Annotated in this window: 9 protein-coding genes; 8 read left to right on the top strand and 1 reads right to left on the bottom strand. The window is 68.7% G+C overall.

Annotated features, from left to right (window positions below):
- Nucleotides 1-5: 5 nt before the first annotated feature.
- Nucleotides 6-1,379 carry an aspartate aminotransferase family protein gene (locus tag AB0N24_RS19235; protein ID WP_364127663.1) on the top strand — a complete coding sequence of 458 codons (1,374 nt, stop codon included), beginning with the start codon at nucleotides 6-8 and terminating at the stop codon, nucleotides 1,377-1,379.
- Between the two features lie 136 nt (nucleotides 1,380-1,515).
- On the opposite strand, the gene AB0N24_RS19230 is transcribed toward AB0N24_RS19235, so the two are convergent.
- Nucleotides 1,516-1,878 (bottom strand): hypothetical protein, encoded by a 363-nt coding sequence (locus AB0N24_RS19230; protein ID WP_364127661.1) that lies wholly within the window; start codon nucleotides 1,876-1,878, stop codon nucleotides 1,516-1,518.
- Between the two features lie 225 nt (nucleotides 1,879-2,103).
- On the opposite strand from AB0N24_RS19230, the gene AB0N24_RS19225 reads away from it, so the two are divergent.
- From AB0N24_RS19225 to AB0N24_RS19195, 7 genes are all read left to right on the top strand, one after another.
- Nucleotides 2,104-2,322, top strand: coding sequence for a hypothetical protein (locus tag AB0N24_RS19225; protein WP_104174006.1), 219 nt, complete (start codon nucleotides 2,104-2,106; stop codon nucleotides 2,320-2,322).
- A 191-nt stretch (nucleotides 2,323-2,513) separates the two neighbouring features.
- Nucleotides 2,514-3,146 (top strand): hypothetical protein, encoded by a 633-nt coding sequence (locus AB0N24_RS19220; RefSeq protein ID WP_364127658.1) that lies wholly within the window; start codon nucleotides 2,514-2,516, stop codon nucleotides 3,144-3,146.
- A 137-nt stretch (nucleotides 3,147-3,283) separates the two neighbouring features.
- A complete protein-coding gene (locus tag AB0N24_RS19215; protein WP_364127654.1) occupies nucleotides 3,284-4,093 on the top strand; it encodes a YcnI family protein in 810 nt (269 codons plus the stop codon).
- A 113-nt stretch (nucleotides 4,094-4,206) separates the two neighbouring features.
- The gene (locus tag AB0N24_RS19210) at nucleotides 4,207-4,839 is read left to right on the top strand and encodes a DUF4232 domain-containing protein (protein ID WP_364127651.1); all 633 of its coding nucleotides are present in this window, start codon (nucleotides 4,207-4,209) and stop codon (nucleotides 4,837-4,839) included.
- Between the two features lie 125 nt (nucleotides 4,840-4,964).
- A complete protein-coding gene (locus AB0N24_RS19205; protein WP_364127648.1) occupies nucleotides 4,965-6,473 on the top strand; it encodes an FAD-dependent oxidoreductase in 1,509 nt (502 codons plus the stop codon).
- Between the two features lie 187 nt (nucleotides 6,474-6,660).
- Nucleotides 6,661-11,658, top strand: a complete 4,998-nt coding sequence (locus AB0N24_RS19200) for an ATP-dependent helicase (protein WP_364127646.1) — start codon at nucleotides 6,661-6,663, stop codon at nucleotides 11,656-11,658.
- Entirely contained in the window at nucleotides 11,651-12,502 is an 852-nt protein-coding gene (locus AB0N24_RS19195; RefSeq protein WP_364127643.1) for a DNA-formamidopyrimidine glycosylase family protein, read from the top strand. Before AB0N24_RS19200 ends, AB0N24_RS19195 begins: the two co-directional genes overlap by 8 nt.
- Nucleotides 12,503-12,520 lie beyond the last annotated feature (18 nt).

The raw sequence follows: 12,520 nt of genomic DNA, 5'->3' as shown, positions 1-12,520 counted from the left end.
CAGTCATGACTTCCACGATTGAAAGCAGCGTCCTGCCGCAGTCCGGGGACGCCGGGACGGCCGGCCGCGCCTACGAGCTGGACCGCAAGCACGTCTTCCACTCCTGGTCCGCCCAGGACCTCCTGGATCCGATGGTCATCACCGCGGCCGAGGGCTCCCACGTGTGGGACGGCGACGGCAACAAGTACCTCGACTTCTCCTCCCAGCTGGTCAACACCAACATCGGCCACCAGCACCCCGCCGTCGTCGCTGCCATCGCCGCACAGGCTGCGAAGCTGTGCACCATCGCCCCGAGCTATGTCAACGACGCCCGGTCGGAAGCCGCGCGGCTGATCGCCGAACGCACGCCGGGGGAACTGGACCGGATCTTCTTCACCAACGGCGGCGCCGACGCCAACGAACATGCCGTCCGGATGGCCCGGCTCCACACCGGCCGCCACAAGGTCCTCTCCGCCTACCGTTCGTACCACGGCGGCACCCAGCTCGCGGTCAACCTCACCGGCGACCCCCGCCGCTGGCCCAGCGACACCGGAAGCACCGGCACCGTCCACTTCTTCCCGCCCTACCTCTACCGCACGGCGTTCCACTCCACCACCGAGGAGGAGGAAAGCCAGCGCGCCCTGGAGCACCTCGAGCAGCTGATCAGCCTCGAGGGCCCGGCCACCATCGCGGCGCTGATCCTGGAATCCGTTCCCGGGACCGCCGGCATCTACATGCCGCCGCCCGGCTACCTGCAGGGCGTCCGGGAGCTGTGCACCAGGCACGGCATCGTCTTCATCGCGGACGAGGTCATGGCCGGCTTCGGCCGCACGGGCAAGTGGTTCGCCGTCGAGCATTTCGACGTCGTTCCGGACCTGCTGACCTTCGCGAAAGGCGTCAACTCCGGCTACGTCCCGCTCGGCGGTGTGGCCATCAACCCCGAAATCGCCGCGACCTTCGGGGAACGCGTCTACCCCGGCGGGCTCACCTACTCCGGACACCCGCTGGCCACAGCAGCCGCCGTCGCCACGATCAACACCATGGAACGCGAGGGCATCGTGGAACACGCCGCGTTCCTGGGCGAAACCGTCATCGGCCCCGCGCTAGCCGGCTTTGCCGAGCGGCACGCGTCAGTGGGCGAGGTCCGCGGCACCGGCGTGTTCTGGGCCATCGAGCTCGTCAGGGACCGGACCACACGGGAACCGCTGGCGCCCTACGGCGGCTCCAGCCCGGTGATGAACGAGCTTGTCGCAGCGTGCAAATCCAAGGGCCTGCTGCCGTTCGCCAACTTCAACCGGATCCACGTGGTCCCGCCCTGCAACACCAGCGTGCAGGACACCGAAGCCGGCCTGGCCATCCTCGACGAAGTCCTGGAAATCGCCGATCAGGCCATCGCCTGACCGCTCCCCCTGTACCGTCCAATAGCCGGGCCCCGGGTACCCCCGCAAAAGGGGATCCGGGGCCCGGCTGCTGACCTTTGGGCGGTAAACCGCCGGGCTACGGAGCGCCGGGTTAAGGAACGGGTTAAGGAACGTCCTAAGGAACGTCCGGGCGCTGGTCCGGCCGCTGGTCTGGGCGCTGGTCCGGCCTGTGGCCGCGCAGGTTGTCCTGGACCTTGCCGAACAGATCCTTGATGGTGGACTCCGTGTTGGTAAGCATGTCCGGCTGGACGTAGACATTCTGCGTCGGCGGCAGGCTGTAATGCGACGGCAGCCCTCCGGTGCCGTCAACGCCCTCCAGCGCGACGGTCACGCCGCCTTCCTTGCGTGCAATGGCGCCGATCCGGCCGAACACCAGCGTGAACTCGTCCGGCTGGAAGCTGACGGTTTGCCCGATGTGTGTCCGGTTGAGCTCGCCCGCGGCTACTGCCTTCTCGTTGCCGGTCCCTGAGTAGTCCATGATCTCTCCTAAAGGTGGATGGCAGCTTACGCCAGCAGTCTAGGGCGGGACACGGATGCCGCATAGACCACGCTGGACGGCTGCACAATACTTTGCGGCACCATCATCACTTCATCCATTGAAAGCCGTCCCGGCCAGCGGCTTAGATGAATCTTGTCGGCGCTGACACACCAGTTGCCGCAGGGGAATCAAGCAGGCTTCTAGGAACGGGCATCGAGGAACATTGTGACGTCACAAACGAATTGGGTTGGCAGCGGACCGGGCTGGGACGACGTGCAGGTTGGGGACAGCGTGCAGCTGAGCCGGAACGGGCGAATCGAATTCACCGGCCAGGTGGACGACCGCACCGCAGCCGGTGACATCGTCTGGATCAAGTCGAGCCTTGGCCGCAGGCGGCTCTTTCACGTCGAAGACGGCTTTCAGCTCGCCGGGAGCAGCATGTGATCGCGGCAGCTGAAGACGCACTTTGTGATGAGGACTGCCACTATTGCTCTGGGCCGGAAACGGACTAGCCGTAACGGAACTCATTTCCCCGCTAGAATTGCAGGGATCCGCAAGCCTCCTCCCGCACTAATGCCGGTGTCCCGGAGCGCGCGGACCGAAGCCGGCAACGAACCAGCCTGAGGGAGGACTCCGTGCGCACTCACCACGCCCGGACTCCTTTCCATTCCCTCCGAGCTGCCATGGTTGCCGCCATGATTGTGACTCTCGGCGCGGCCGCCCACGTGGTTGGCGGCGGCGAACTGCCGCTTCCGGGCATCATGCTGGCTGTCCTGGCGCTCACCGGAATGGCGGCCACCGCGGCCACCCGCCTCAGACTGAATTTTCCCGCGATGGCGGCGCTCCTGGGAGCCGGCCAGCTGGTCCTGCACGAGGCCTTCAGCGCCTTTAGCTCCCCCGCCGGGACCGTGCATGCAAATGTACTGGGGCATCACCCGGCAACCCCGTCGCTGGCCGGATTCCCACTGGAAACCGCCGGCGCCGCCCACGTGCACCAGGCCGATTCCCCCTGGGCCGCCTCCCTGATGCTGGCCGGGCATGCCCTGGCCACCCTCGCCTGCGCGCTGCTACTCGCCAAGGGCGAGGCCGCCCTCTGGTCCCTCGCCGCGTGGCTCCGGCCCCTCGTTCAGCTTCCCGACGCGGCAATGCCCGACGTCGCCGCGGCACCTGCCGCCGCCGGCTGGCCGGCGGATTCCGCGCCGCTCCCCTGGCGCAACCTCAGGCCGGACTGCAGGCGGGGCCCGCCCGCCGCCGTCGTTCTTTCCTGACACCTTTTCCTGGCTCCGGCCTGCCCGCCGAACCGCCGCTCTCGGCAGTTCCAGCGGCCCCGTGCCGCGGCACCGGACGCCCCTCCATAAGTTTTGTGCACCGCCACTGGCCCCGTGCACCTTTGAAAGGCCCTCTTTTGAAAAAGTCATCACCCAAGTCCTTCCGCCGTACCCTCTCCGCAACGGCCGTGGCCGGCGGCACCGCGGCACTCATGCTGGCCGGAGTCACGGCTGCATCCGCGCACGTCGGCGTCACCCCGGACAAGACCGACGCCAACTCCTATGCGCTGCTCACCTTCGGCATTCCGCATGGCTGCGACGGTTCAGGCACCACCAAGGTGACCATCACGCTGCCCGAGGAACTCAACGACGCCCAGCCCACGGTCAACCCGAACTGGACCGTGCAGAAGGTAGTGGAGCAGCTGCCGGAACCGAAGAAGCTCGCGGACGGCGCAACCATCACCAAGCGGACCAGCCAGATCGTGTACACCGCCAAGGCACCGCTTGACCCCGAACTCCGGGACGCGTTGGTGCTCTCCGTCAAGCTCCCCGATGCCGCCGGCAAGACCCTCCATTTCCCCACGCTGCAGAACTGTGAGCAGGGGCAGACGGACTGGTCCGAGATCGCCAAGGACGGCCAGGACCCGCACTCCCTCGAAGCGCCGGCACCGTCGCTCACCGTCACGGCTGCGGCCGCGGACAGCCACGGGTCGGCGTCAGAAACGCCGGCGGCCGCGGCCCACGCCTCATCCGTATCGGACGAGGGGGCGGACGACGGCTCGCAGGCGCGCAGCTGGGCGGGCCTCGTAGCAGGCCTCGGCGGACTTGCCCTCGGCGGGGTGGCACTGATGCGCAGCAGGAACGGCAAGTCCGCTGCAGCCCGTGTTGCAGCGGCCACTTCCGAACCCGGCGCTTCCGAACCGACTGATTCCAAGCCCGGGAAATAGCACACGGAACGTAGTACGCGGGTTGGTGCCCGGAAATCACAATCCGGGCATCAATCCGCGGCATCGGTCGTGGCATCGTTGACTCAGGCAACCGCGGGCATGAAGGTTGAGCCATGAGGTCTCAGCCATTTAAAAACGGTCTTGTCATCACGACGGCGGTCGCGGCCGCCACCCTCCTGCTCACAGCGTGCGGGCCCAGCCAGCCCCAGTCCCAGGGGACTCCGGAGCCGGCATCCACTTCAAGCAGTCCGTCCGGCTCCTCCGCGCCGGCCACAAGCCAGGCGCCCGGCAGCACACCGCCGTCGTCGGCCCCTGCACCCGCGGGACCCGCGCCGTGCAAGGCCGCGAACCTGACGGTGACGGACGATTCCGCCGGGGGCGGCGCCGCCGGAAGCGTCTATTCCAAGCTCATCCTTACCAACGCCGGCGCAGAACCCTGCCTTCTGAGGGGCTTCCCGGGCGTCTCCCTCACAGCGGACGCCACCGGAGCCCCCATCGGGGCCCCCGCCCGGCAGGACGGGTCCTCGCCCGTCGCGGATGTGCTGCTGGCCCCCGGCCAGGCCGGAGCCGCGGAGATGCGCTACACGCAGGCGGGTAATTACCCGGACTGCACCGTAACGCAGGCTGCGGGCTACCGGATTTATCCGCCTGAAGACACCGCCTCGCTCTTCCTGGCCCTGCCCCGGAGCGCCTGCGCCAATGACGAGATCGAGCTGCTGACCATCGGGGCGTTCCACGCCATGTAGGAATTCGAGGTAGCCGCCCGGTCCTGTTCCCCGGTCACGCAGCCCATGACATGATAAGTCGACTTATGAACTCTTTCGGAGTCCCGACGGTGATGTCACGGGACTGAGGAAAGGCAGGCCGGCCGATGACCTCATTGTGGTTGGACCGCACCCACATGTTCCGCAGCGACCAGTTCCATCCCCGCAGCACGTTTGACACGGTGGTGGCGGGGGCCGGGCTGACCGGGCTGGTGACGGCCCTGCTCCTCGCCCGGTCAGGCAAGAAAGTGCTGGTTATCGAAGCCAGGAGCCCGGGCGCCGTGACCACCGGCAACACCACGGCGAAGGTTTCCCTGCTGCAAGGCACTGTGCTGTCGGAGCTGAGGAACCAGTATTCGCAGAAGGTGGTGGATGCCTACGTCGAGATGAACCGCGAGGGGCAGGCCTGGCTGCTGCGGTACCTCGACGGCCGGGGCGTGGCGTACCAGCGCCGGGATGCCTTCACGTATGCCACTTCTGAAGACGGCACGGACATCCTCCGTAAGGAATTGGCGGCGGCCCAGGCTGCCGGACTTGCTGTGGAGTATGTCCGGGAACCCGGGCTCCCTTTTCCCGTCAAAGGTGCGCTCCGCCTGGGCCAGCAGGCACAGATCCACCCCATGGAAGTCATCGACGCCCTGATGGACGACGTCCGCTCGCACGGAGGTCAGATCGTTTCCGGCGTGCGGCTGAACGGGTTCCGGGGACTTGGCGCGCTCCGGGGTGCGGAACTGGAGGTCCAAACAGATCACGGACCCGTGCGTGCCGGGGACGTGGTGCTTGCCACGGGGACCCCGGTCCTGGACCGGGGGCTCTATTTCGCCAAACTCAAGCCGTTGCGGTCCTACGCGGCGGCCTTCGAATTGCCCGGGACAACCGCTGTCCCGGACGGTATGTTCCTGTCCGTTGAGCAGCCGATCCGATCCCTGCGCGATTATCCCGCCGACGGCCGTCGGCTCCTCCTGGTGGGAGGCAACGGGCATCCGGTGGGCCGCGCCAGGTCAACGCAGGCCTACCTCGACACACTGATCGACTGGACAACGGCGAAATTCCCCGGCGCCAGCCTCACCCACTCGTGGTCCGCCCAGGACTACCGGGCCACCAACCTGATGCCTTTCTTCGGCAAGCTGCCGCGGGGGCTGGGCCGGGTCTATTTCGCCACGGGGTACAACAAATGGGGCATGGCCAACTCCGTGGCCGCCGCCCTGGACATCACGGCCGACATCCTCGGCACCCGGCTCCCCTGGGCCAGTGTCATCCACCACCGGGTCACGTCCCCGGCCGGAGCCGCCTCGGCAGCAACCCTCAATGCGGCGGTGGCCGCCACGCTGGCCAGGGATTGGGCGCAGGTGGGACTCAAGCGCCTGGACGAGTCACGCGAGCAGCCGCCGGAGGGGGCAGGCCTGGTGTTCCGCCGCGGCCGGAAGCCGGTGGCCGTGTCCACCGTCGACGGCACCCGCTGCCAACTGTCGGCCGTCTGCACTCATCTGGGCGGGATTGTGCGCTGGAACGACAGCGAAAAGTCCTGGGACTGCCCGCTCCACGGTTCCCGCTTCAGCAGCACCGGGACGGTGCTGGAAGGTCCGGCCACCCGCGATCTGCGGCAGATTGACTGACCTCGCGGGGGCCTCGCCGGAACCTGCCGGCAGTGCCGCCAATAGTGTCGGTGCGGTAGGGCATGATGGAGGAATGCAGGGGAAGGACGCCGCCGGCGGGCCGTCAGGCAAAAATCAGTCAGGCGAAAAACAACCAGGCGGCACACCATCAGGTACGCCAGCCGGCGGGACTTCTTCCGGGCGGACCATGGACAGGTTCAGCCAGTCCACCAGGGAGTGGTTCCTCGGTGCGTTTTCCGCGCCCACACCCGCACAAAACGGGGCCTGGGACGCCATTTCGTCCGGCTCCCATGCGCTGGTGGTTGCCCCGACCGGCTCCGGCAAAACCCTCGCAGCATTCCTCTGGGCACTCGACCGCCTCCAGGCGTCCGCTCCCGCCGAGCCGGAAGCACTGCCCGGCCTGGACCCGGCTGCCAAAGGCAGGAAACCGAAGGCGCCCCGGCGCAAGACCCGCGTCCTGTACATATCGCCGCTCAAGGCGCTCGGCGTCGACGTCGAACGCAACCTCCGGGCGCCGCTGATCGGCATCACCCAGACAGCCAAACGGCTGGGCCTGCCCGCACCGCTGATCACCGTGGGGGTCCGTTCGGGGGATACGACGACGGCGGACCGCCGCGCGCTGCTCTCCCACCCGCCGGACATCCTCATCACCACCCCGGAGTCCCTGTTCCTTATGCTCACGTCCCGGGCGCGGGAAACCCTGGCGGAGGTGGACACCATCATCGTGGACGAGGTCCACGCCGTCGCCGGCACCAAGCGCGGCGCGCACCTGGCTGTGTCGCTGGAACGGCTGGATGCGCTCCTGCCCAAACCCGCGCAGCGGATCGGCCTCTCAGCCACCGTGGAGCCCCGCGAACTCGTGGCCCAGTTCCTCGCAGGATCCGCCCCGGTGGAAATCGTGGCGCCGCCGTCCAAGAAGAACTGGGACCTGACCGTGTCCGTTCCGGTGGAGGACATGTCCGATCTGCAGGGGGCTGCCGGCGCGTTCGACTCCGGCCCCGCGTCGGGGCTGCAGCCACAGGCGTCCATCTGGCCGCATGTGGAGGAGAAGATCGTGGACCTGGTGATGGCCAACCAGTCCACGATTGTGTTCGCCAATTCGCGCCGCCTCGCCGAACGCCTGACGGCCCGCCTCAACGAGATCCATGCCGAACGTGAACTGGTGGCGGCGGGCGGCGGCTGGGGCGAATTCGGCGCCGGGGCGCCGGACTTCGAATCCTCGCCGTCAGCAATACAGTCCGCCCTGCCGTCGGCGGGGCCGGCCGCGGGCGCCGGCATACCGGCGACGCCGGCCCACATGATGGCGCAGGCGGGCAGCACCGCCGGCGCCGATCCCGTGCTGGCACGGGCCCACCACGGTTCCGTATCAAAGGACCAGCGCGCGCTGATCGAGGACGACCTGAAGTCGGGCCGGCTGCGGTGCGTGGTCGCCACGTCCTCCCTGGAGCTCGGAATCGACATGGGCGCTGTGGACCTGGTGGTCCAGGTGGAGTCGCCGCCGTCCGTGGCCAGCGGGCTGCAGCGGGTGGGCCGTGCCGGTCACCAGGTGGGCGAAGTGTCCCAGGGCGTCCTGTTCCCCAAGCACCGTGCCGACCTCGTGCATACGGCCATTACCGTGGAGCGGATGCTCGGCGGCAAGATCGAGCGGCTCAGTGTTCCCGCCAACCCGCTGGACATCCTGGCGCAGCAGACGGTGGCGGCCACGGCCCTGGGCTCCATCGATGTGGAGGAATGGTTCTCCACGGTCCGCCGGTCCGCCCCGTTTGCTTCCCTCCCCCGGTCCGCGTTCGAGGCCACGCTGGACCTGCTGGCCGGCCGCTACCCGTCCGACGAATTCGCCGAGCTCCGGCCCAGAATCATCTGGGACCGGAACGCCGGCACCATCGAGGGCCGCCCCGGGGCGCAGCGGCTGGCCGTGACGTCCGGCGGCACCATTCCGGACCGCGGGCTCTTTGGCGTCTACATCATCGGCACCGAGGTGGAAGGCTCTGCCTCGCCTTCCAGCGAGGGCAAGGCTGCCAGTCCCGGGGCCTCCGCCGCCAAGGGTGGCCGGCGTGTGGGTGAACTCGACGAGGAGATGGTCTACGAATCCCGGGTGGGCGACATCTTCGCCCTCGGTGCCACCAGCTGGAAGATCGAGGACATCACGCACGACCGCGTCCTGGTGTCCCCGGCCTTCGGCCAGCCGGGAAAGCTCCCCTTCTGGAAGGGGGATTCGCTGGGCCGTCCGGTGGACCTGGGCCGCGCCCTGGGCGCCTTCGTGCGTGAACTGTCCGCGTCCGACGTCGGACCGGCCATGGAGCGGTGCAAGGCCAGCGGGCTTGACGACTTTGCCGCGAACAACCTGATCCAGTATTTGGCCGAACAGAAGCTGGCCACCGAAGTGGTCCCCAGCGACACCACACTCGTGGTGGAGCGGTTCCACGACGAACTGGGCGATTGGCGGGTAGTCCTGCACAGCCCCTTCGGCCTGCCCGTGCACGCGCCCTGGGCCCTCGCCGTGGGCCAGCGGCTCCACCAGCGCTACGGAATGGACGGCTCCGCGATGGCTGCGGACGACGGCATCGTGCTGCGGGTTCCCATGATGGAGGACGAACCGCCGGGTGCCGAGCTGTTCCTCTTCGAACCCGAGGAACTGGAGCAGATCGTCACGGCCGAGGTGGGTGGCAGCGCCCTCTTTGCCTCGCGCTTCCGTGAGTGTGCAGCCCGGGCGCTGCTGCTGCCCCGGCAAAACCCGGGGAAGCGGCAGCCGTTGTGGCAGCAGCGCCAACGGTCCGCGCAGTTGCTGGACGTGGCGCGGAAGTATCCGACGTTTCCCATCGTGCTGGAAACCGTGCGTGAATGCCTGCAGGACGTCTACGACCTCCCGGCGCTGAAGGACATTGCAGAGTCCATCGAGCGGCGTGAACTGCGGATCCTCCAAACCACCACGCAGCAGCCCTCCCCGTTCGCGAAGTCGCTGCTGTTCGGCTACGTCGCGCAGTTCCTCTATGAAGGCGACTCACCCCTTGCGGAGCGCCGGGCTGCCGCGCTGGCCCTGGATTCAACCCTGCTGAATGAGCTCCTGGGCCGGGTGGAGCTGCGCGAACTGCTCGATACCAAGGTCATCGAGGCCACCGAGCGGGAGCTGCAGCGGCTCGCGCCGGACCGCCGGGTGCGCGGGATGGAGGGCGTCGCGGACCTGCTGCGCATGCTCGGTCCGCTGACCCCCGAAGAAGTGGCCGCACGGCTGGAACCCGCCGCCCCGGTGGCCGAGCCGGCCCCGGTTGCCGAGCCGGCGGAACCCTTGGTGGTTGAGCCTGGCCCGGTGGCCGACGCCGTCACGCACCTCACCGCCCTCCAGCGGGCCAACCGCGCACTCCGGGTGAACATCGGCGGTGCCGAGCGCTTTGCCGCCGTGGAAGATGCCGCCCGCCTGCGGGATGCCATCGGAGTGCCCCTGCCCATGGGGGTGCCGCTGGCGTTCATCGAGCCGGTGGCCGACCCCCTCGGGGACCTCGTCTCCCGCTACGCCCGCACCCACGGACCCTTCACGGCAGCTGAAGCCGCGGCAAGGCTGGGACTCGGCGTCGCCGTCGTCAGCACTGCGCTCAAGAGGCTTGCCGCGGACGGCCGCGTGGTGGAAGGAGAGTTCCGCCCGCATTCCGCGCCGCCCGAACAGGCGGCCGCCGACCACCCGGAAACGGGGGACGCTGATGCCCAGGCCCCGCCCGCATCATCCGTGGTGGCACTTGCCGGCACCAGTGAATGGTGTGACGCCGAGGTGCTGCGAAAACTGCGCCGCCGGTCGCTGGCGGCGCTGCGTGCCGAAGTGGAGCCCGTGGATACGGCTGCATACGGCCGGTTCCTTCCGGCCTGGCAGAACGTCCGAATCCCGGGACGCGGCCGGGGCCAGTCAGCCCTGCGCGGGCTGGACGGCATCATCACGGCCGTCGATCAGCTCTCCGGCGTGCCGGTTCCGGCTTCGGCATGGGAACCGCTCGTCCTCGCCAGCCGGGTGGCCGACTACCAGCCCGCGATGCTGGATGAGCTGATGGCGGCCGGCGAGGTCCTCTGGTCCGGTGCCGGCGCGCTTCCCGGCAACGACGGATGGGTGAGCCTGCACCTGGCGGACTCGGCCGAACTCACGCTGAACCCCTCGGCTGACTACGAGCCCGGGGACGCCCAGCAGCGGCTGCTGGACCATCTGCAGAACAATGGCGGCGGCTACTTCTTCCGCCAGCTGACGGACATTGCGGGCGGCATGGACGCCGTGATGAGCGACCAGGATGTTGTTGCTGCGCTCTGGGACCTGGCGTGGGCAGGGCGCATCACCGGCGATACGTTCGCGCCGGTCCGGGCCATGATCGCCGGCGGCCACACAGCCCACCGGCAGGTTGCCCGGGCACCGCGGGCGCGCGCACCCCGGATGAGCCGGCTGGGACGCGCCCACGGCACCGGACTGCTGGGATCTCCCGGGCTGACCGGAGGGCGTTACGGCTCGGTCACAGGTGCCGCCGCCACCCCGCCGCTGGCGGCCGGCCGATGGTCTGCCCTGCCGTCGCCCGAACTTGACCCGACCATCCACGCCCGCGCCACGGCGGAGCTGCTGCTGGACAGGTACGGCGTCGTTACCCGCGGATCAGTCATGGCGGAGAACATCCTGGGCGGCTTTGGGCTGATGTACAAGGTCCTCGCCAGGCTGGAGGAAGCCGGACGCTGCCGCCGGGGTTATTTCATCGAGCACCTCGGCGCCGCCCAGTTTGCCGTGCCGGCCACGGTGGACCGGCTGCGGTCCTACACGGAGGACACCCAGCTGGCGAAGCCGGAGCCTGTTGCCCTGGCCCTCGCCGCGACGGACCCCGCCAATCCCTACGGCGCGGCGTTGGCCTGGCCCGCGCTCAGTGTGGAGGCCGGCAGCGGCCACCGCCCGGGGCGGAAGGCAGGAGCCCTCGTGGTCATGGTCGACGGGTTCCTGGTCCTCTACGTGGAGCGCGGCGGCAAGACACTCCTCGCCTTCGATGAAGATCCGGAAATTCTCGCCGCCTCCGCGGCAGCCCTGGTGGGGGTGGTGAAGCGCGGCGCGGTGGACAAGCTCATCATGGAGAAGGTCAACGGCCACGGCATCCTGGACACGCCTGCGGCAGCCGCTTTGACCCACGCCGGCGCCTATTCCACTCCGAAGGGACTGAGAATCCGTGCCTGAAGGCGATTCCGTCTGGCGGGCCGCGGCGCAACTGCACGCCGCTCTGGCCGGACAGCGACTCACGGCCTCCGACTTCCGGGTGCCCAGATTTGCCACGCTCAAGCTCGACGGCTGGACAGTGGACGAGGTGGTTCCCCGCGGCAAGCACCTGCTGATGCGGCTCCGGGGTCCGGCGGAGGAACGGCTGACCATCCACTCCCACCTAAAGATGGAAGGCGCCTGGCAGGTCTATCCTCCCGGAGGCCGCTGGCGGAAACCGGGATTCACGGCCCGGTGCGTGCTGCGGACCGCCACGGCGGACGCCGTCGGGTTTTCCCTCGGCATCCTGGAAGTGGTCCGCACCGCTGACGAGGACTCCGTCGTCGGCCACCTTGGGCCGGACCTTCTCGGCCCGGACTGGGACATAGCCGAGGCGGAACGGCGGCTGCTCGCTGCGCCCGATGTTCCCATCGGCGTGGCCCTGCTGGACCAGCGCAACCTGGCCGGCATCGGCAATATCTACCGCTGCGAGGCATGCTTCCTGTCCGGCATCCATCCCGCCGCGCCCGTCTCCGAGGTAACGGACCTGCCCGCACTAATGGCCGATGCCAAGCAATTGCTGGAGGCCAACCTGGGACCGGGGCGGCGCACCACCGTGCTCAACGCCCGCGGAGCACCGGTGGGCAGAATGGCCGGAAGGCCTGGATACTGGGTATACGGTCGCGAGCACCAGCCGTGCCTGAAATGCGGGACGCCCATCCGCCGCGGCGTGCTCGCCAGAGACACCCTCACAGGGACCGGGACCGAAGAGCGGGACATCTACTTCTGCCCGAGATGCCAGCCGCCGCCGGGAACAAGAGCCTGACGCATACACGAGCCGGCG

The organism is Arthrobacter sp. NPDC093128, assembly GCF_040683875.1.
GTDB lineage: Bacteria > Actinomycetota > Actinomycetes > Actinomycetales > Micrococcaceae > Arthrobacter.
Note: the sequence above shows the minus strand (reverse complement) of the source record. Positions and strands in the feature narration are given on the sequence as shown.